Source organism: Desulforudis sp. DRI-14, from assembly GCF_052618305.1.
Genome location: NZ_JBQXEZ010000002.1, coordinates 83,806 through 104,405, shown reverse-complemented (window position 1 = coordinate 104,405; position 20,600 = coordinate 83,806). Strand labels below are relative to the sequence as shown.

General features: G+C 62.9%; 17 protein-coding genes. 3 read left to right on the top strand and 14 right to left on the bottom strand.

The window, feature by feature from the left end:
- Positions 1–5: 5 nt before the first annotated feature.
- On the bottom strand, positions 6–947 hold the full coding sequence (locus ACUM6F_RS02260) for a class I SAM-dependent methyltransferase (RefSeq protein WP_425622112.1): 942 nt from the start codon (positions 945–947) through the stop codon (positions 6–8).
- A gap of 52 nt (positions 948–999) precedes the next feature.
- Complete coding sequence (locus ACUM6F_RS02255; RefSeq protein WP_425621564.1) at positions 1,000–1,587, bottom strand: tetratricopeptide repeat protein; 588 nt, start codon at positions 1,585–1,587, stop codon at positions 1,000–1,002.
- Between the two features lie 101 nt (positions 1,588–1,688).
- On the opposite strand from ACUM6F_RS02255, the gene ACUM6F_RS02250 reads away from it, so the two are divergent.
- A complete protein-coding gene (locus ACUM6F_RS02250) occupies positions 1,689–2,891 on the top strand; it encodes a CapA family protein (protein ID WP_425621563.1) in 1,203 nt (400 codons plus the stop codon).
- Between the two features lie 11 nt (positions 2,892–2,902).
- On the opposite strand, the gene ACUM6F_RS02245 is transcribed toward ACUM6F_RS02250, so the two are convergent.
- Positions 2,903–3,634 (bottom strand): tRNA lysidine(34) synthetase, encoded by a 732-nt coding sequence (locus ACUM6F_RS02245; protein WP_425621562.1) that lies wholly within the window; start codon positions 3,632–3,634, stop codon positions 2,903–2,905.
- A gap of 247 nt (positions 3,635–3,881) precedes the next feature.
- Between ACUM6F_RS02245 and gap the strand changes: the two genes are divergently transcribed.
- The gene (gap, locus tag ACUM6F_RS02240; protein ID WP_425621561.1) at positions 3,882–4,946 is read left to right on the top strand and encodes a type I glyceraldehyde-3-phosphate dehydrogenase; all 1,065 of its coding nucleotides are present in this window, start codon (positions 3,882–3,884) and stop codon (positions 4,944–4,946) included.
- Between the two features lie 253 nt (positions 4,947–5,199).
- Here the strand turns inward: gap and ACUM6F_RS02235 are convergent, their stop codons facing one another.
- Genes ACUM6F_RS02235 through ACUM6F_RS02220 form a run of 4 tightly spaced genes read right to left on the bottom strand, consistent with a single transcriptional unit; the run spans position 5,200 to position 10,187 of the window.
- Complete coding sequence (locus tag ACUM6F_RS02235) at positions 5,200–6,120, bottom strand: methylenetetrahydrofolate reductase (RefSeq protein ID WP_445348281.1); 921 nt, start codon at positions 6,118–6,120, stop codon at positions 5,200–5,202.
- On the bottom strand, positions 6,113–6,784 hold the full coding sequence (locus ACUM6F_RS02230; protein WP_425621559.1) for a methylenetetrahydrofolate reductase C-terminal domain-containing protein: 672 nt from the start codon (positions 6,782–6,784) through the stop codon (positions 6,113–6,115). The genes ACUM6F_RS02235 and ACUM6F_RS02230 overlap by 8 nt, the downstream gene beginning before the upstream one ends.
- A complete protein-coding gene (locus ACUM6F_RS02225) occupies positions 6,781–7,203 on the bottom strand; it encodes a hydrogenase iron-sulfur subunit (protein WP_425621558.1) in 423 nt (140 codons plus the stop codon). Before ACUM6F_RS02225 ends, ACUM6F_RS02230 begins: the two co-directional genes overlap by 4 nt.
- Positions 7,179–10,187, bottom strand: a complete 3,009-nt coding sequence (locus ACUM6F_RS02220) for an FAD-dependent oxidoreductase (RefSeq protein WP_445348280.1) — start codon at positions 10,185–10,187, stop codon at positions 7,179–7,181. The genes ACUM6F_RS02225 and ACUM6F_RS02220 overlap by 25 nt, the downstream gene beginning before the upstream one ends.
- A 170-nt stretch (positions 10,188–10,357) precedes the next feature.
- Here ACUM6F_RS02220 and ACUM6F_RS02215 point away from each other — a divergent pair, with 170 nt between their 5' ends.
- The gene (locus ACUM6F_RS02215) at positions 10,358–10,522 is read left to right on the top strand and encodes a hypothetical protein (protein WP_425621556.1); all 165 of its coding nucleotides are present in this window, start codon (positions 10,358–10,360) and stop codon (positions 10,520–10,522) included.
- A gap of 32 nt (positions 10,523–10,554) precedes the next feature.
- Here ACUM6F_RS02215 and ACUM6F_RS02210 read toward each other — a convergent pair whose 3' ends face one another.
- The 7 genes from ACUM6F_RS02210 to cooS form a co-directional block, all read right to left on the bottom strand.
- Positions 10,555–11,358 (bottom strand): methyltetrahydrofolate cobalamin methyltransferase, encoded by an 804-nt coding sequence (locus ACUM6F_RS02210; RefSeq protein WP_425621555.1) that lies wholly within the window; start codon positions 11,356–11,358, stop codon positions 10,555–10,557.
- Between the two features lie 76 nt (positions 11,359–11,434).
- Positions 11,435–12,379, bottom strand: a complete 945-nt coding sequence (locus ACUM6F_RS02205) for an acetyl-CoA decarbonylase/synthase complex subunit delta (protein ID WP_425621554.1) — start codon at positions 12,377–12,379, stop codon at positions 11,435–11,437.
- A 38-nt stretch (positions 12,380–12,417) separates the two neighbouring features.
- A complete protein-coding gene (locus tag ACUM6F_RS02200; RefSeq protein WP_425621553.1) occupies positions 12,418–13,167 on the bottom strand; it encodes an ATP-binding protein in 750 nt (249 codons plus the stop codon).
- A gap of 2 nt (positions 13,168–13,169) precedes the next feature.
- The gene (locus ACUM6F_RS02195) at positions 13,170–15,065 is read right to left on the bottom strand and encodes an ASKHA domain-containing protein (protein ID WP_445348279.1); all 1,896 of its coding nucleotides are present in this window, start codon (positions 15,063–15,065) and stop codon (positions 13,170–13,172) included.
- Between the two features lie 19 nt (positions 15,066–15,084).
- Positions 15,085–16,419: an acetyl-CoA decarbonylase/synthase complex subunit gamma gene (gene acsC / locus ACUM6F_RS02190; protein WP_425621551.1), complete on the bottom strand. Its 1,335-nt coding sequence runs from the start codon at positions 16,417–16,419 to the stop codon at positions 15,085–15,087.
- A 39-nt stretch (positions 16,420–16,458) separates the two neighbouring features.
- Positions 16,459–18,666 (bottom strand): acetyl-CoA decarbonylase/synthase complex subunit alpha/beta, encoded by a 2,208-nt coding sequence (acsB, locus tag ACUM6F_RS02185; RefSeq protein WP_445348278.1) that lies wholly within the window; start codon positions 18,664–18,666, stop codon positions 16,459–16,461.
- Entirely contained in the window at positions 18,659–20,575 is a 1,917-nt protein-coding gene (gene cooS / locus ACUM6F_RS02180; RefSeq protein WP_445348277.1) for an anaerobic carbon-monoxide dehydrogenase catalytic subunit, read from the bottom strand. Before cooS ends, acsB begins: the two co-directional genes overlap by 8 nt.
- Positions 20,576–20,600 lie beyond the last annotated feature (25 nt).

Genomic DNA, 20,600 nt, shown 5'->3' with positions numbered 1-20,600 from the left:
TCCGGCTACAGTTTACGCGCCACCAGGAGCTGCCGGCCCGATATGTCGTGAACGTCGGGTACGGCGAAACCAGCCGCGCGCAGCCAGCTCGTATACTCGGCCAGGGTGTAAGTCCCCCCGGCCCGGGTGCTTAAAAGCATGTTTACGGCCATGTATCCCGCCCGCGGGCTTATCCCGCGCACGTAGTCGAGAATCGCTATCCGGCCGCCCGGCACGACGATGCGGCCGACCCCGGCGATGAGTTCCCGGTTCTCCTCGCCGCTGTAAATGTGCGAAACGTTGCCCAGGAACGCGATGTCGAAAGGCCCTTCCGGCAGCCGCTCGTTGAAGTCGCCCGGCCAGAGTTCGATGTCCGCATCTTTGGGAACCCTGTCGGCCATCAAATCCAAGACGTCCGGCGTGTCAACCACCGTCACCCGCGCCCCCGCCCGGGCAAGCGGCACGGCGTAATTGAGCGGCCCGCCTCCGAGGTCGACCACCCGGGGCCGCATCCCGGCCAAGCCGTCGAGCAGAAGGGACACCACCCGGGGAGACACCTCGCGCGCATAGGAGCGCATCGCATCCATGAAATAGCCGAGTTTTTTGGCGTTTCTCTCCCGCTCAGGCGGGGTTCCGCCTTTCAAGACGGCGGGCAGCGCCAGCCAGGTCCCTATGCGCGCATAGGCGTGCATGAAGCTGAACCCGACGTATGCCGGGTCTTCTTCATTGAAGAACATGGCGCGGGCGCCGTCCGTCAGGCTGTATACGTCACCGTACTGTTGCACGTAACCCTGCGACGACAAATAGCTGAGGACGGCGTCGAGAGCCCGCCTGTCCAGTCCAAGTTCCCCGGCAAGCGCACTAAGGCCGGTCTTTCCCGTTTTGAGACGCCGGATAAGCCCGACCTCGACGGCCGCTCCCAGGACAAGAAGCTCATCCGGTAAATTAAGGGCCTCACGATCAGGCACCCCGATCAATGCCTCCCCTCCAGGACGCTGCCCCGTTTTCTACGCGCCGCCGTTACAGCATCGCCAGGCTTGACGACAGGCGTTCCAGAGCGAGGCGCGCGAACAGGTTCTTGCGCCTCAGCAGCGTCAGCACCGACCTCCGGCCGGATGGTGTGTGCACGGCCTCCCACAGGGTCCGCCCGCCGAGCATGGCCTGCCGCTGATCGGACGTCCCGCAACCCAGCGTAAAGTAATCAAGGAACTGTCCCGCCATCTCCGACTCCAGTTCCTCGCCTATTCCCCCGCCCGGGTTGGCAAGGTTTTCGAGATAATAAAGCAGGACCTCGACCTGCTCGTTCTCACTGGTTTGACCGGCCAGGGCCGCATACTCGCTGAGGAAATCGTAGGCCTCTTCCATGTCCCCCCGCTGGAGAACCAGCATTCCCAACGCAAACCAGGCTTCCTGGCAATTCTCGTCGACTTCGACCGCCGTCCTCAACGCGCGTTCCATCTCGCGCCAATCCCCGCGGCTGCCGGCATCCGCCGCGCGCCGCAGAAGAAGCTCGCGCTCGCCCGGAGGCGATACCGTCCGCGGCGATTTCAGGTAGACGTCCGTCATTTTGTCCATGCGATCCTTTCGCGCCCTAAAATTGGACTTCAATTCCTGTCTTTTCTCCCCGCCCGGCGGCCGTTCCTGCCTCATGGCAGGAATAGTGCGGCCGGGGCTCGAATCCTAAACCTGCCGGTAAAGGATGATGCTACATGAGTATTGCACGAAAAGTCTTGTGTGTTACCATCGCGGGGCTGCTTGCCGCCTGTGCCTTCTATTTCTTCCGGCAGCTTTCGCCGGATGCCAGCTCCGGACAGGAGCCGCCCGCCCTTCAGGCCGCAAACACGGCACCCGTCGAAATAGAACTGGCGGCCATCGGCGACCTCCTGATGCACCTGCCGGTGGTAAACTCCACTTATGACGCCGCGACGGGCAGATACGAGTTTGACAATCTCTTTGATAAGGTCAGGCCCTTGCTGACCGGGGCCGATTATACCGTGGCCAACCTGGAAACGCGCCTGGCGGGAAAAGCCAAAGGATACCAGGGCTATCCCCTTTTCAACACGCCTGACGACTTCGCCCCGGCCGTCGCCAACCTCGGCGTCGATCTCGTCACCACCGCCAACAATCACAGTATGGACATGGGCTATGACGGGCTGGTCGCCACCCTGGACTGTCTCGACCGGAACGGCCTCACCCACATCGGGACCTACCGCACGGGCGAGGAACGTGAAAAACCTTTGGTTGTCGAGGTAAAAGGCGTTCGGCTCGGCTTCGTGAACTTCACGGTGACGACAAACGAGTTGCCCTTGCCCCCTGAACGTCCGTTTTGCGTAGGGCTGTTGAACGACGAGCAGGTAACCCGGGACCTGGAGAGGCTCCGCCGGGAGAACCCCGATTTGATCATCGCCTGCGTGCATTTCGGCACGGAATACCAGCGTTATGCGGATGCCTTCCAGAAAGAGTGGGTGGACAAACTCTTCAAACTCGGCGTGGACGCCGTCATCGGGTGTCACCCCCACGTCGTCCAGCCCATGATCTGGCGCAACGTCGAGCTTTCCGGCGTCCAAAAGCGGTGCTTTGCGGCTTATTCCCTGGGCAACTTCATTTCCAACCAGCGCTGGCGGTATTCCGACAGCGGCATCATCCTGCACTTGAAGATTCTCAAGTACCCGAACGGGACCGCTTCCATCGTCTCGGCGAGCTATACCCCCGTATGGGTCGACACCTATCACGTCGCGGGCAAAAGGCATTACCGCGTCCTGCCCGTCAGCAAGGCTATCGAGGATTACGAACATAGCCGGGACGGTCTCCTGACCGTCGAGGATTACAACCGCCTGCTCGAAGTGCGCGACGAACTCTCGGAACTGCTTGACGACCCCGTTCAGGGGATCGCTCCTTACCTCACCCGTTAAATATGTAAATGTTACCGTTTTTGCTTCCACAGGTTTTCCAGGCTCACGTTCTCCAGCGCGCTCAGGAACATCTCCCTGAAGTCGGGATACCTGCGGACGATGTCTTCCACCAGGCCCTTCATCTCTTCCCGCTTGGTATGTCCGTTGTAGGGACAGGGATTGTGCAGGACGGGCAGCCCCAGCCGGCGTCCCAGTCTGACGACGACCTCTTCGGGAAGGTAAACAAGCGGCCGGATCAGGTTCAAGCCCTTCCGCGACAGCTTGGTGTTGGGCATGAACGTCTTCATCTGGCCCGTGAAGATCAGGTTCAGAAAGTAGGTCTCGATAACGTCGTCCAGATGGTGACCCAGAGCAACGCGCTGTGCTCCCAGCGAGACGGCCATATCGTTGAGCACCCCCGCGCGGAGTTTGGCACAGAGCGCGCAGGGATTGTGTTCCGGTTTTTGCTTGATGATGCGGGCTATGGGGGATTCCTTGACGTGCAGGGGCACCTCCAGCTCCCGGCAGAGATCCAGAAGCGGCTGAACGTCGACCGGGCCCCAGCCGAGGCTTAAGTGCACCGCCTCCAGGGTGAAGGAGAGGTGCGATCTTTTCTGCAGTTCGGCCATGATCCAGAGCAGGGCCGTCGAGTCCTTGCCGCCGGAAACGCCCACAACCACATGGGATTGCGGCGGGATCATATCGTAGCGCTTAATGCACTGTTTAACCCGGGTCATAAACCATTTATCGTAATTCCTGTTCAAACCAGTTCACTCCAGCCGGCCAAGCCCGTGAATATAGGGTAATCTTGACACTATTGGTCAGCTTTGTTACAATTTTTCCATAATGCCCCTGTCCAACAGTATATCTAAAAAGTACGCGGGTATAATAGCCACCAGGAATTTGCTGAGTTTAAAGAATCGCGTCTCTGCTGTTCAAGCATACCGCACTCCGGATGCCGGAAACCCGTGTCTCGAGAGCAAAGGAATTTATCAGTCAAGGAGGGTAACAATGGCCATTAAGGTTGGCATAAACGGATTTGGCCGTATTGGTCGAAACTTTTACCGCATCGTACACAACCACCCCGACATCGAAGTCGTGGCGGTGAACGACCTTACCAACGCCGCCACTTTGGCGCACCTGCTCAAGTACGACTCGGTGCACGGCACCTTCGGCGCCGACGTGCGCGCCGCCGAACGCAGCTTCTGGGTGGATGACCAGGAGGTCATGGTGCTTGCCGAGCCGGACCCCGCCAACATCCCCTGGGAGAATTACGGGGTCGAATACGTCATCGAGGCCACCGGGCGGTTCACAAAGGCGAAAGACGCCGTAAAGCACCTGCGCGGCAGCGTGAAAAAGGTCCTCATCTCCGCCCCCGCCACCGACGAGGACATCACCATCGTCATGGGCGTGAACGAGGACAAGTACGATCCCGAGAAACACCGTATCGTCTCGGCGGCGTCCTGCACCACCAACGCCCTCGCCCCGATTGTTAAGGTGCTGCACGAAAAGTACGGGTTCAAGCGCGGTTTCATGACCACGGCGCATTCGTACACCAACGACCAGCGGCTGCTCGACCTGCCCCACCGCGATCTCCGGAGGGCGCGGGCGGCGAACCTTTCCATCATTCCCACGACCACCGGCGCGGCCAAGAACGTCAGCCTGGCCATCCCGGAACTGGAAGGGAAGATCACCGGCCTGTCCTTCCGGGTGCCCACGCCGGACGTCTCGGTCATCGACCTGGTGGCCGAACTGGAAAGGCCGACAACCAAGGAAGAGCTCAACGACACTTTGCGGCAGTGGGCCGCCGGCGATCTCCAGGGAATCCTCGCTTACAACGAGCTGCCCCTGGTTTCGGTCGACTATATCGGCAACCCGCACTCATCCATCGTTGACGGGCTGTCGACGATGGTGATCGAAGGCACCTTCGTCAAGGTCGTGGCCTGGTACGACAACGAGTGGGGCTTTTCCAACCGTCTGGTCGACCTGATCCTCTTCATGCACTGGCGCGGAACCATGGGTGAAGAACTGCGCAAGACCACGGTTAAGGAAACGCGTTCGCAAAAGCTTGAGTAACGGCTAACGTCAGCCCTTTAAGCTTTAAAAGCCCTGTCTGACGGCAGGGCTTCATTCTTCCAGGGGTGCGATGCAAAAGGTACACGACTCAGGTTATGGAAGTTAAGTGATTGAGCTGCTATCATTACTGAAGAGTTAGCCAGAGGCCGGTCAAAACAAGCATGGCGCGGAAGGCGAAGCCGGACAGCGCGGAGCGTACTGGGTGGTACGTGAGCACTGGACGGGCAAGCCTGACAAAGCCAGGCGCAGTTTTTCAACGGTCTCCCAGGGGCTTGATTCCGGCTTCGGATACTATGCGGGGGACCGCCTCCTCCCACGCGACGGCCATCAGGTGCACGCCCGCCACTCCCGGTACGCGGCGCAGCGCATCCACCGTCTCCACGGCGATCCGGATCCCCTCTTCTTCCTGGTCCCGGCTTTGCTCCATACGCCTGACGACCTCGTCGGGTATCCTGACGCCGGGCACGCGTTCATTCATGAACCGCGCCGCGCGCGCCGACTTCAAGGGGATAACCCCGGCCAGCAGGCGGCAGTTTTCCAGGATGCCCGCATCCGCCGCCTCCCGCATGAAAACCTCAAACCTGGCTAGGTCGAATACCCCCTGGGTCTGGATAAACTGCGCCCCGGCCGCAACCTTCTTGCGCAGCCGCAGCAGCCTGAGCGCCGTCGGCTCGGCCGTGGCGTTTTCCACGGCCCCGATAAGGAACCGCGGCAGGGGCCCTTTGATCTCGTCCCCGCAGTCGAAACGGCCATCGTCGCGCATCCGCCGGACCATTTCCACCATTTGCACCGAGTCAAGGTCGAAGACGTTCTTGGCTGCGGGGTGGTTGCCGAACTTCTGGTGATCCCCCGTAAGGCAAAGGACGTTTTTAATCCCAAGGCTGGCCGCCCCCAGGAGATCGCTCTGCATGGCGATGCGGTTCCGGTCCCGGCAGGTCATCTGCCAGACGGCTTCCACACCCTCCGCCTGGACGTGCAGGGCTGCGGCCAGGCTCGCAAGTCTTACCACCGCCGACTGGCAGTCGGTAACGTTCGCTGCGTGCACGAAGCCCTTCAGCAGCCGCGCCTTGGCCCTGACGGATTCACCCGAGGCGTTGCGCGGGGGCCCGATCTCGGCCGTGACGGCAAACTCGCGTTCAGCCAGGGCCTTTTCCAGGCGGCCGCCGCTATTCACGCGACATCCCCTCCCGGGAAAAACGCCGCAGCCCGCCGTCCCTGGCGCTTCTCCAGTCTTTCGCCGGACGGACCTGCGTGAGAAGCTCCAGGCGACCCTGCGCCTGCAGGCGCTCGTAAATAAGGATCCAGGCGCACGGCACCTCCGGGTCCACCTCGCACCTGCCGTCAGCCGGCCCCCCGCAAGGCCCGTTCAGGAGGCCTTTGGCGCAGCGCGTTACGGGGCAGACGCCCCCGGTAAGATGAAGAACGCAATTGCCGCAAAGGCCGCAGCGCTCTTCCCAGACGCCTTCTCCCGCATAGCTCCCGGCAAAAGTCGTGTTCAGGGCGGGGATGATCCACTTGTCCGGGTAGGCCTCCGCCAGCTGTTGCACGCCCACGCCGCAGGCCAGAGAGATAAGGACATCAGCCCTTGCGCACCTGTCGGCGATGGCAGGCAGCAGTTCAGGCTCGCACTGCCTTAGGAGAGAAGCCGTCTCGACATCCAGGTCGGACCCGTTTATCCTTTTGGCGATCTTAAGCCTGCTGGCCAGGCTCGTCGCCTGGGCCGCCCCGCCCGTCAGGCACACAGCCGTACACCCCGAACAGGATACGATAAGCGCGCGCCTGCTTTCCTCCAGGCATGCGAGGAGTTCTTCAAGAGGCTTGGCTTCCGCGACGATCACGCACCGCCACCGCCCTTTCGCACCGGCGAAGGCCCGAGCAGGCGAATCCGGCGGCTGAATTCGTTGGCAAGTTCGGCAAACCTGCTCCCCATGGCGGCAGACAGGTTATACATCGCTAAACGCTCACCGTCCAGGCCCATCTCCTGGAGAGCGCGGCGAAGTCTCTGAACTCGCTGCCGTGCCCGAATGTTGCCTGAACGGTAATGGCACTCGCCCTCAAGGCAGCCGGCGACGAATACCCCGTCAGCCCCCTCTTCGAAAGCGGCCAGGATAACGGCATCCTCCACCGCTCCCGTACACGGAACGCCGACGATGCGCACCGCAGGGGCGTAAGCGAGACGCATACTGCCGGCCAGATCGGCAGCCGAATAGGCGCAGTTAAAGCAGCAAAAGCCTATGATTCTCGGCTCAAACAGCAATCGTGATCCGCCTCCCCGCTTAACAGGATGCGCACCAGGACTGTCAGCTGCTCCCTTTTATAACCGTTTAGCGAAATAGCCTCATTGGGGCATTCAGCCATACAGATCCCGCATCCCTGGCACTGGACCGGCTCAATGTGCACGGCGTTCCCCGCCAGGACGGGGACATTAAAGGGACAAAACCGGACGCAGGTCAGGCAGGCCGCACAACGTTTATCATCGACAACCGCCCAGACACCCCTGGTCCTGACAAACCCCTTGGCCAGGATGGCACCGGCCCGCCCCGCCACCGCCTGACCCTGCAGCACGCTCTCTTCCAGGCGTTTCGGCCCCTGGCCCTCCCCGCACATAAAGACGCCTGCCGCCGCAAAGTCTACCGGCCTTAACATATGCTGGGCCTCAAGGAAGAAACCGTCGGCATCGCAGGGGACTTTCATGAGCCGGGCCATATCCCGCCCGGCCGCCGATGCCTCCGCAGCAACCGCTAAGACAACCCGCCCGGCCTCCAGCTCAAGCGGTGCGCCGAGAATGTGGTCGATAACCCTGATTTTAACCCTGCCGCTCCCCGCATCCTCGACGACAGGTTCCTCCCCAAGACGGTAACGGATGAAGACAACACCGAGCTCGCGGGCCTGCCGGTAACGTTCCTCGTCCAGCCCGTAGGTGTTCATGTCGCGGTATAACACAAACACCCTGTTCCCGGGATGGCGTTTCCGCAGCCGGATGGCAGCAGCTACAGCGCGGCTGCAGCACGAACGGCTGCAATACGGCCGCTCGGCGTTCCGCGACCCCACGCACTGGATGAAGACCGTGTCGTGCGGCGGGCATTCCACGGCTGCCTCCAGCCTGTCCAGGGTCATCACGGCCGGATGCTTTCCGTGGAGGTAACCCTGCCACGCAATCTCCCGGGCACCCGTAGCCAGAACGGCGACCCCGTGCTGAATCTCGCGTCCGCTGTCCAGCGTCGTGCGGAAGTTGCCCACGTGCCCGTCAACGGTCCTGACCCTGCTGTTAAGATGCAGGTGTACCAGCGGATGGCTTTTGATTTTCTTAATCAAATCTTCGAGAAACTCCGTGACGTCGTCCCCGCCGGGCGTAACGACCATTTGCCCCGCGCGGCCCCCGAGTTCGCCGCTTCTCTCTACAACGTGCACTTCGAACCCCTGCTCGGCAATGCCAAGCGCCGCCTCCATTCCTGAAGCGCCGCCCCCGACAACCAGGGCTACCGGCACTACCGGATCGCAAAGGTCCCTGACCGCTGTAAGCCCGCAGGCCCTGGCGATCGCGCCGCGCACCAGGCTGATAGCCTTGGATGTTGCCGCCGCCGGCTCGTCGGCGTGAACCCAGGCCACCTGGTCGCGGATGTTGGCCATCTCACAAAGGTAACGGTTCAGCCCGGCCTTGCGCAGCGTTTCTTCGAACACAAGCTTGTGGCTCCTCGGACTGCAGGCGGCAACCACGATCCTGTTCAGCCCGTGCTCCTCGACCGCTTCCCGCATCAGGTCCAGGCTGTCCTCCGCGCAGGCGTATTTAACCTCCTTCGCCAGAGCGACACCGGGTTCACCGGAAACGGCCTCGACGACGCGGGAAACGTCTACCACACCGCCGATGTTCGTCCCGCATCGGCAGACGAAAACCCCCACGCGCGGCGGCAGGCCGTCCACGTCCCTTTCAGCGGCAGGGTCGACAGGGCTCTGCCTCCCGCGGCTTCCGGACAGCAGCGCGGCCGCGGCGCCCGCCGCCGCGCTGCCGGAGGTTACGGCATCGGGGATGTCCTTCGGTCCCGAAAACGAACCGGCCGCGAAAATTCCGGGCCTCGAAGCGGCCGTCGTCCTGAAAGGCTGGGTTTTGCAAAATCCAAACCGGTCAAGCTCCACGCCCGCAATCTCGGCCAGCCGCCGGGCACTGTCCGACGGCCCCAAACCCACCGAGAGGACAACCAGGTCGAAGACTTCGTTGACCACCGTTCCGTCTTCAAGGCTGTAGCGGACTTCCACACTTCCGTCACCGAGCTCGCGCAGCCCGCTTACCCCGGCATAAACGAACCGGACTCCCGCCCTCCGCGCGCGCTCGATATACCGGTAATGACCTTTTGCATATCCTCGAAGGTCGCGGAGGAGGATCACCCTCTCAAGGGATCCCTGGACCTGCTCACCAGCTGAAAGGGCCGCCTTAACGGCGCCAAGGCAGCATACCGTGGAACAATAACCCCTTCCTATCGCGGGGTTCCGCGACCCGACGCACTGGATCCAGGCTATCCGCCGGGGCACCATACCGTCCGACGGCCTGACCAGCCGACCCTGCGAAGGGCCTCCAATGCTGAGCACCCTTTCGAACTCCAGACTCGTCATTACATTTTTACAGCGCCCGTAGCCGAGATGAGCCAGCCCGCCGGGGTCGAAAGGCTCCAGCCCCGGGCTGAGGATGATTGCTCCCACCCGCAACTCGATATCCCTACCGACCCCCCTGGTGATCGCACCGGACGGGCAAACGGTTTCGCAGGCCCCGCATTCCAGGCAAACAGCGGCGTCGATGGCGTAACCCTTGGGATAGGCCTGGGGATAGAGCTGGTAAATCGCCTTGCGGTTGGCCAGGCCGGCATTAAAGCTGTCCGGGGCCTCAACGGGGCAGACTGCGGCACAGTCGCCGCAGGCCTTACAGCGGTCAAGGTCAACCCCCCTGTCCTCCTGCCGGACGCGCACCGTAAAACGGCCGGCCTTTCCTTCCACAGCCGCCACCCTTGCCCCGGTAATGGCGGTTATTCCGGGATGGTGCGCGACAGCGGCCAGTTTTGGCGAAAGGGTGCAGAGCGAACACTCGTTGGTCGGAAAAACCCGGCCCAGCATGGCCATCTTGCCGCCCACCGCCGGCGCCTCATCGACGAGATAAACCTGAAATCCGCCCTCGGCAAGGTCAAGGCTCGCCTGCAGGCCTGCCACGCCGCCGCCCACAACCAGGACGGAACCTTCCCTGGCCACGGCCACCCCTTCACCTCCCTGTTGCGCAAAAACATCTTCTCGATACCTTAGATGACTGTATTAATCCACTGATCAACGAAATAACGTGTTAAAGCACTTGGGCTTTCTGGGTCAACTACAGAGACACAATAAACAACCCCCTCGCCGAAGCATAATAAACCTGGAGGTGAGGAGGCGTGCTTTTCGAGACGGGTCAAACCGTTCCGGAATCGGGCCGCTACGAAAACGCTCACGGCGCGCGCGTCGTGCTCCAGGGCGGCGACACCTTCCCGCCGTGCCCCGACCATGACAGCGCCTGCAGGTGGGCGAAGGCCGGCACGGTCATCAACATCCTGGAATAGGGCACCCGATCCCCGGCCATACTGGGTCGCCCCTATACTACCAGGGGTTTCCGGAAAACGCGGAGGAAGGCGTCGCAGTATACTTCTTTGTTTAACAGAACCTCGGCCGTGGCGGCCGAGTCCATCAAGGCCTTGTCCTCCACGTTCAGGATCGCCGCGTCGAGGCCCGCCGCCAGGGCCATGACCAGGTAGGTCCGGTTGATCAGCGAGCGTTCGGGCGCCCCCTGAGACACGTTGGACAGGCCGATAACCGTCCGCGGAGCCGGGCTGGCCAGCATCCGCACCTGCCTGATCGTTTCCAGGACCTCGACGGCGTGCTCCTGGGCGACGTTGACAGGGAGGATCAGCGGGTCGATAAACAAGTCCTCCATCGCCAGCCCGTGAGCATCCGCATTGGCTACAAGCTCCATGGCCAGGGCCAGCCGGTCGGAGGCGTCCTTGGGAACGCCCTTTTCGTTCATCGCCAGGCCGATAATGGCTGCGCCGAATTCAACCGCCAGGGGGAACAAGGCGTCCATGCGCTCCTGCTCGGCGCTGGTCGAATTGATGATGGCCTTGCCCCTGTGCACGGCAAGCCCCGCCCGCAAAGCCTCTACATGCGGGGAATCGATGCAGCACGGCAGGCCGCAGGTCTCCTGCGCAACCTTGACAAGCCAGGCCATTACTTCGGGCGCCTCGGCAGCATCGACGTCGGGACCGGTGTTGATATCCAGGTAATGCGCGCCGGCTGCCGCCTGGATCCTGGCCCGCTCGGCGACGGGAACCGGGTCGCGCTCCTGGATCGCCGCCCGTATGTCGCGGAACATGCCGTTAATCCGCTCACCGATTAAAATCACGCCGGCATCACCCTTCGTAACATAAAGAAGCCTTGCGGCTCTCCTTTTCTTAAATCGCTTCTTAGAGCCTTAACGTTTAGTATACATCCTGCCGCATGAGAGCGTCAATTTGCCGGTTAAAGTGCTGCATCGCCTCGGGATGACGGAAAACAAAAATCGATCCGCCGGCCTGCGCCAGGACGACCGCCGTCATCGCTTCCCACAGCAGGGCGCGCCGCCCCTGTTCGCCCCACTCGGCCACATCGTCCGCCGTCGTTTCTTTAACCTTCCAGGCCTCGTCCCCTACAAAGCAGATCACGGGCTGGGACAGCATCCGGTCTCCGGAGAGCGCCCCCAGGCGCATCCTCTCGATAATGGACCAGGCGTATTCTATGCCGTACCCCAGCGGGCCGATCGACGGGTCCATGGCGATGCGCTCCGGAGGCAGGTTCATATCGGTGATCAGGATGTTAAGCTGCTTGGCCAGGTTGATATCCAGCGGGCTGGTGGCGATAACGCTGTGCCCGTGAGCGATACAGGCGGCGACGACGGTCTTGTAGTTTTCGCTCGTTGCAAACCCCACCAGGCAGTTGCGGCCATCAAGGGCCGCAGCCACGGCCGGCAGGACAGCGGCGTCCTTTTCCTCCACCCCGCAGCCCAGCACGATCAGCGGCACCTCAACGGCCTCCGCAACCATGCGGGCCGCGGCGGCCGCTTCTTCGGCTCCGGCGTCTTGTCCCTCGGGGTGCGTGCTGACCAGCCGCAGCGCAACCATGTCGGCGCCGTACTCCACGCACCGCCTTGCCCAATCCCCGGGACTCCCGAGAACGCCTTCGAAGGCGGCGGCCAGCATCGGCGGGAACTCGCCGTCCACTCTGTCCCATACCTCCAGGGCCGTGGCCGGACGGTTGGGAATCTGTCCCTCAAAATGCAGGAACGGCAAAGCCGCATCTCCGCCTACTTTAACGGTATGGGTCCCGCTCCCCAGCACCATCTCCAGTACCCGGCCCTTCCATCTTTCCTTTACGATCTCTACCGCCATTAGAACCTTTCCTTCCTCACTATATGAAAATGCTCAACCTAGATAATGCCCTGATTCCTTAGGATGTCGGCAACAGCGGACAATGCCGCGTTGTTGTCGCCAACCCCGGTCAAGGGCCGCCAGGCCAAATCCAACGCCGCTATCTCGGGGTCTTCCGGAACGATACCCCAGAGAGGGATGTCCAGTTTCCCAATCGGCCCGGCGAGCGCGCCGGCGGCTCCTTCGGGAGCCCGCCCGATCACCAGCCCCATGCTCCCCACGTCCAGCCTGAGACGCCTGACCAGGCCGGCAATCCTGCGGGCCGAGAGAATTCCCCGGCCGGAGACATCGGACAGGATAAACAGGAAGTCAGCCTTCCCGGTAGTCCGCCGGCTCAAGTGTTCGAGCCCCGCCTCGTTATCGACGATCATAACAGGGTAATTGCCGTGCAGCTCTTCGATCAGGCCCCGCAGGAGGTTGTTCACGTAGCAATAGCATCCGGCGCCTTCGGGCCCCCCCATCACCAGCAGGTCTATGTCCCGCCCCTCGGCCAGCGCCTGGTGGATGCGGTAAGCCAGGTACCGCTCCTTCGTCATTCCCCCGGGCAAATAGGGCTGCCCGTCGGCTGAAGCCACGATATCCGCCACCGAATCCCCTGCCTCGATCCCCAGCGCCTCCCCAAGGTTGGCGTTGGGATCGGCGTCGACGACCAGGATCGGCGCTTTGCCCGCCCGCAGGAGAGCCTTAACGGCGAGGGCGCAAAAGGTCGTCTTCCCTGTGCCGCCCTTTCCGGCCACGGCAATCCGCAAGCTCAGTCACCCCCCTGATCGGCCACCGACGGGAACAAACCCATATCGGTGTGCGGGATGAAGAGGGCCGACATAAACTCGTCCATGAAACTTGTCCCGGCGCTCAGATCGAGGTAAGTCAGGCTGCGCGCCGTTTCCTCCACCTTGTCCCGGACCTCCCGGGACAGCAGGGCCAACCGTGCGCCTTTAAGGGAGGTGTTGCCGAGAAAACGGTAACGTTCAGCCGGAAGGTCGGGAAGAATGCCGACGGCAACAGCCCGGGCAAGGTTAAGGTGTCTGCCGAACCCCCCGGCGATAAGCACCCGCTCGATATCCGAAATCTGCAGCCCGACGGCGTCCACCATGGCCTTTATGCCGGCAAAAACGGCCGCCTTGGCCCGCATCAGGTTATCGAGGTCGGCCTCCGAAAGCACAATGTCGCGCCCGTGCCCCGACTCGCTGCCCCATACCAGTACGAACTCGCGCCCCTCGGGACCCATGCGCAGCCGGGGCGTATCCAGCCCGGAAACAAACCGGCCTCCCCGGTCAATCACCCCGGCCCCGCGCAGGGCAGCCAAGGCGTCGATCAGGCCGGTGCCGCAGATGCCGCGCGGCGGCAGTCCTCCTATCGTGCGCCAAAAGACTTCGTATCCCCCGCTGCTGACGCCGACCATTTCAATGGCCCCTTCTACGGCCCGCATCCCACCCGTGATGCCGCTGCCCTCAAAGGAGGGACCGGCCGAACAGGCGCATCCGACAAGCCAGTCCCTGTTCCCCAGCACCATCTCGCCGTTGGTGCCGATGTCCACAAACAGGGTCAACTGATCGGTATCCGGCAGGCCCGCCACAACCAGGCCCGCCGTGATATCACCGCCAAGGTAGCTGGCAACGCCCGGAGCGCAGTGAATCCACGCCCGGGGATGAACGCGAAGGCCCAGCTCCCCGGCCCGTACGGGCGGCCAGGAATTGACCGCCGGGATATAGGGTTCAAGCCTCAGGTAGGCGGGATTGACGCCCAGGAAAAGATGCGTCATCGTGGGGTTCCCGGCGACATAGACGGCACGGATGTCATCGTACCCGGCTCGCAGGTCCTCAACCAATTCCTCGACCAGGCTGTTGATGGTCACCACCGCTTCCTCCTGAAGCCTGTCGAGACCGCCGGGCTCTTCGGTGGCGTAGATGATGCGCGAGATAACGTCGTCGCCGAAAGCGGCCTGGCGGTTGTAGGTCCCGGCCGAGGCCACCGTCGTCCCGTCCGAGAGGCTTACCATCTGGCACGCCACTGTAGTCGTCCCAAGGTCAACGGCCAGGCCGAACCTCGGGGAGGACGTCCCCGCAACGCTGATGCCGGCCAGTTCGGTGAATGCCCCGGCATGGGCCAAATCCACCGTAACGCGCCAGTTCCCCTTACGGACGGCCCCCGGAAGCTTGCGGACAAAGTCCAGCGTAAGCAAAGGGTTGATGCCGGGCACTTTCTTCTGAAGCTCGGCCCGCAACCTGCCCCAATCATCCCTCGCGTCGTCCAGGGTGGGAGCGGCCATTGCAAGCTCTATTGACTCGTATAGAGGCGCAAGGGGAGCCTCGGTGCTCGCAGGCGCTTCATCCAGCTGCCCGCGGCCCCGATCCTCGATCAGCACCCGGTGGCTGCCCAGCCGTGCGCTCTCGGGGATCTCGACAACAACGTCCGTTACGGGATACGCCCGGCAAGCCGGCACCTCCGCGGGGGAATGGACCTCCCCTTCCTCGCGGACAGCCACGCTTCCCGAAGCCAGCGAAACACGGCAGCGGCCGCAGGTGCCGGCTCCCCCGCAGGCCCCCCGCAGGATGATCCCGGCACGGGCCGCCAGAGCAACCAGGCTCTCATGTTCATCCGCTTCTACCGTAAGATTGTCCGGGGTGAAGGTAACCTTGCAGGTCAACGGCTTAACCTCGCTCAGCTTACGACCAGTGTTCTTTCAGGAACGCGTTAATACTTGAAGACTCCCTCGGCCCCACGAGGATTTCCCAGCCCGTAGCCTCTTGCAGTTTCCCGCTCATCACCGCGAGCCCGCCCGGGATAATCAGTTTCCGGTGCCTGACCCGCTCCGCGATACCGCTCTTCTCGATAAACTCGGCAATCTTCTCGGGCGCCAGTTTCCCTGCGGCCCAGGCCGTGAGGACCGACGTGCCCTCGGTATCGACGGGCAGGATGTAGGCTGAGGTTCGCGCGCCCTCGATGTCCCCGGCCACACAGAAATAGGTCAGGGAGAAATTGGTCGTAAGGAATACCGGCGAGTCGGGTCCGGGCTTGCCCACTTCATAGACCTTGGCTTCAACAGCAATTGGCTTCTGCGGGTCGGTGTAGATGTTAAGCCGCCAGGTAATCAGCGGCAGGATGTCTGCGCGCTCAGCCGAGTCAACCACCACCACTGCGGCATACTTCCCAATGTAGACGGCTGCGTCGAGCATGTCCTGGATGGCATCCCCGCTGCAAGCAAAAGCGACGGTGGGATAGCCGAACAGGCGAAAACGCTTGTTGACCGCGAGGCGGCGCACCAGCGTCTGGTCGGCCAGGACACGCTCCACGCTCCGCGCTCCGGTGTCCAGGATAAGCTGCTTGTGCCCGGCCTTTACCGTTTCATCCACCAGTCCGGCCAGGTCGTCCAGGTTGTCGCTCCGGACCACGAGCGGGCAGTCGTATTTCCTGGCCAGTTCGACCACGGCCTCCCGGTTGGCCCTCGTGGCTCCGCAGATCAGCGGGCGCCCGTCTCCGGCGATCTCCAGGGCTCCCGCCAGGGCGCCGGCATCTTCGCTGATCAGCATCAGGGGCAGGGCACTCTTTTCCCTGGCAACCCTGACCGCAGCGGCAAAGCGGTCCCTGTCCCCGTCCTGCTTTACGGCAACGAGGTTGACGCCTTCGACCTGGCCGACCCGCTCAAAGAACAGGCCGTTGATTTCCTCGACCCGGCGGGCGATCTGTTCCTTGTCCAGCAAATCCGAAACGGTGACAGCGATGGCCGTAGGATGCACAAAGCGCTTGTCGTGCCTGAAGAGCACGGTCTCATTGCCCAGCTCCACCGCATGCTCGCCCGCCCCGATTTTCACCAGTGCAATCGGCGGCTCCGAAGCCGAACTCAACGCCTCTCTGGCTTCCTGGCTGACGTGGGGGCAGAGGTCAAGCGACGCCTTGCCCGCCGCCAGCTGCATAGCGAAAGCCAGGCAGGTTGCCTGCCCGCATTCCTTGCAGTTCGTACGCGGCAGCATCTTATAAATCTGCAGTCCCGTTAGAGCCATTTACACTTCCCCCGCCCGGCAGCAGCCTGTAAATTTCACCTAGAACAGCGGATCCATGCTCAGGGCCGGATGCCCCTTTCCCTCAAGGAAGGCCAGGATCGCGTCAACCTCCACGCCCACCGTTTCGTCGGCGATCCTGTCCACGAAGTCGTCTCCCAGTCCCTCTTCCCTCGCGCGCCTTTCCAGAGTCGGCCGCATGTATTCCTTAAAGGAACGCGGCATCCACACGATCCGCCCCAATCCGCCGTCCCCGGCGATAAACTTGCGCGAGCCCAGGTAGGCCTTGCCGATACCCATGAAGCCCGGCGTCTGCACCCCTCCGCCGATGGTCCCGGCAAGCGTTGAGAAGGTCATCCCCGCCGGGGTCATCCCCGTATACTCGCGGTTGACGACCAAAAACCCGTTGCACTCGGGAAGCAGGCAAACGATGGCCTCAAAACACCCGCACGACGTCAGCGGGTACTCCATGACGGAATAAAAGTTCACCCTTTCCACCGCGCCGCGTGAATTGGTAGCGATAAATTCGTTGCAGGAGCTCCATTCCCCTTTGACAGGGTCGATAACCCCTTTCTTCGGCACGGGCTGGTTGCTCCCGTGCGGGTTGATCTCGTACGCTGCCTTGCAGTCCAGCCAGCTCACCGATCCGCACAGCCCGACCCGTTCAGGCAAAACGATGCACACGTGGGCCGGCGCGAAGCTCTGGCAGAGCGTGCACGAGTAGAATGTGTCGACGTTCTCGTCGCTTAAGGACCGCAGCCTTTCGTCGCGCTGGGCGTAGTAAGCCCGGGCTTTCTCGCGCAGGGTCAGCACCTCTTCTTCATCCGCGGTGATATGCACCTGGACCCTGTCGATGATGTTGGAATAGTCAGATTTCAGTTTAGCATAGAGTATATCACCGAGATGGCGCAACCTGAAACCGACCTTGAAAGCGGTCTTGCTGATACGAATCCAGTTGACGTCGCGCTGCCCCATGTGCCAGACGCCCTGGGCGTAATTGATGAAGTGGTGAATCCACCGCTCCAGCACAGGCTCGAAGTCGGGCTGCATCTTGCGCCCGTATACATCCACCCAGATCCCGAGCGGCAGCTTTCCCCCCTCGGGCAGCGCGTCGATATCGCTGCCGGTTACCACGATGCGCCCGTCTTCAACCTCGTCGGCCCCGCCGGTTCTGACCAGTTCAAAAGCCGGGGTCTTTTGCCCTCCGAACTCGGCATGGGTATCGTTTTTGCGCACCGACTCGCCCTCAAAGGCGGGACCGTAGGCGACGGGAACGGGCACCTTGGTCACGGTGATCTTCAGGCCGCGGACTTCGCAGGCGCGGGTCACCAGACGCTCGTGGGGGACGCCGGCCACCACGTGCTCGTACGTGCAGATGCCGGTCGGCAGTATCTCCGGAATCTTTGTGTCGGCGACCACGGGGAAACCGAAGTTCAAGGCTCCGGCCGCCAGGGCGCACTTCTCGTCATCGAGTTCCCCGAAGGCCAGCACAAAGGCGAAAACCCTGTTCTTGTTGTAAAGCAGCAGCCTGCGGGCGTCGCCGGCGGCAACGCCCCCGAACGACAGCGCCACGCGCGCGGCGAACCCCAGGGCGAACACCGCGCTGCTGGTATCTTTCCCAAAGGGGATGAGGCGCGTCTCCCAGCCCATCTGAACGTCTTCCTCCGCCAGCTGTTCGGCCATGCTCCGCCCGTCTGTCGAAGACACCATGAACACGTATAGGTTCTTTTCCTGGCACTCCCGGGCGATCCGGACGGCGGTTTCATTGTCCGGGGCGGCGCCGACGCAAACCGCGAAACCCGGCGCCGTGCCGTCGACGAATTCGATGCCCCGCTGCCTGAGAACGGCGTCGTCGGCCGCCCCCAGCCACAGTTTCCCCTCGGCGGGGGTAGGGGCCATCGTATAAGGCACCGGTTCGTGCAGGTATTTAATGCTTTCGATGATCTCGCCGGCGAACAGGGCGGCCATGCCGGCGTCGAGGGCCGGCCCCAGGTAAGGCAGCCAGACACGGTCGGCAGGTTCCTCCGGCAGCAGTTCCCTCGCCAGTTCCAGGACGGGGACCATCTCGCCCAGCCTTTCCACGGGCCGGCCCGTGATCCCGTAAATCACGGGGAGGTAATACCCGGTGTTGGGCAGGGCCGCCTTGTGGTCCGGACCAAACCTCGCAAGGGCATCCTGCAGGGTGTCCCCGGCCTGCTCCACCAGCCTGTGCGCCCCCCTGATAGCCGCCTTGGCGATTACCCTAGACATCGAGTTTCCTCCTCATCTCCATGTCGAAGAGCACCCGCTCGCGGCCGCGGTCGAGGCCCAGCGCCCGGCGGCGGGCATCGATGATCGCCGTGAGCCTGTCGGCCATTCTCTCCGGGTCGGGCTCAAAGAACCACCCGGCTCCTGTCACACCCTCTAATTGCTCGGTCATAATGTGCCTGAAAGCCTTGTTTTCCCACCCTGGGAAGTTTACTCCGAGACCCACCGGGATACCGCTGGCGACGAAATACTGTCCGATGGCCAGGGCCTTCTCGCTCATCCACTCGGGGGCGCAGCCGGCTACCGGGATATCCGCTATGTCCTCGCCGAGCCCGCCCTCGCAAGCGAGAGCCGAGGTGGCCGCCAGCAAGCGGCTGTTGTCGACGCACGCTCCGCAGTGCAGCACCGGCGGGATGCCGACGGCCTCGCAGACCTCGGCCAACCCCGGTCCGGCTTCGCTTGCCGCCTCCGGCCTGAGCAGCCCGTCCCTGGCCAGGCTTATCGCCGCGCAGCCCGTGGCCAGCACCAGGACGTTGTTGGCGATCAGCTTGCGCACCAGTTCGCTGTGCCCGTCGCCGCCACCCGCGGCCCGGGGATTGCTGCAGCCCACGACGCCCGCTATGCCCCGGATACGCCCGTTAACGATGTTGTCGACCAGCGGGCGGTAAGAGGCACGGTAGCGGCCTCCAAGGATATACTCTATGCTCTCGTGGCCGAACCCGGCCACGAGATCCATCGTTTCTTTCGGGATAGCGACCTTCCCGCGCCGGGGAAAATTTGCGATAGCCCGCCGCAGGAGTTCCCGGCCCGTCTCCAGGGCGGTCTCCGGGTGAAACTCCACGTGTTCGACGCCCGGCAGGCGGGCGCGGGAGGAGGTGGTCACCAGTTGCATATGATAACACCGGGCGACCTCGGCCAGTCCCTGCATTACGCACTGCCCGTCGACCGCCATCAAATCGACGGCGCCGGTGGCGATGGCCAGTTCCTGCTGGAGGAAACTGCCGGCCACCGGCACCCCGTGTCTCATCAACAGCTCGTTGGCCGAGCAGCAAATGCCGGCCAGGTTGATGCCCGAAGCGCCGGCTGCACGCGCCTCGTCCAGGAGTTCGGGATCGCGGGCGAGCGCCACCAGGATTTCGGGCAGCAGCGGTTCGTGCCCGTGCACGACGACATTGACCTGATCCTCCCGCAAAACGCCCACGTTTACCTTGGCCCGCAACGGCCGGGGCGTCCCGAACAGGATATCCTGCAAGGCGGTGGCGATCATCGAGCCGCCCCACCCATCGGCCAGGGCGCAGCGCGTTGCCTGGAGCATCAGGCTCCAGGCGTCCTGGTCGACCCCCATCTGGGTCCGGTGCAGCGTCTCGACGACCTCCCTGTCAATACCGCGCGGAAACACACCCGCCCTGCGCCAGGCTTCCCGCCTTCTGACCGGGGCGAGGTTGGCCGGAAGACAATCGCCGTCCTGCCTGCCGAACTCCGCCTTGGCGGCTTCCCCCACCTGCCTGGCCAGTTCGTCCGTGCTCTTGCCCTGCCATTCCAGGCCGAAGACGCGGGCGACGGTCCTGAGCTTGGCCTCGTCGCGGATGGCAAACCCCGGAGCCTGGCCATCACACGCCTTCAGGAAGGTATTCACCACTTCCCGGGCGTGGTCCGAGTGCGCCGCCGTCCCCGCCGCGATCATCCGGCAAAAGTTGCGCGCCGCGATGGTCTCGGCCGTCGCGCCGCAGACACCCGCTTTGGGACCTTTGTCCTCGAAAACCCGGCACGGTCCCATAGAGCACATCCGGCAACAAGCCCCCGCGACTCCCGTAGGACAAGGCTTCACCGTTTTGACACGGCTGAGCGCCGTGCTCGCGCCGTCCCGCAGCGCCTTTTCGAACATCGCCCGGTTCAGGTCGTTGCTGCTCATGGCCTTCCTCCAGCCTTAACTGACG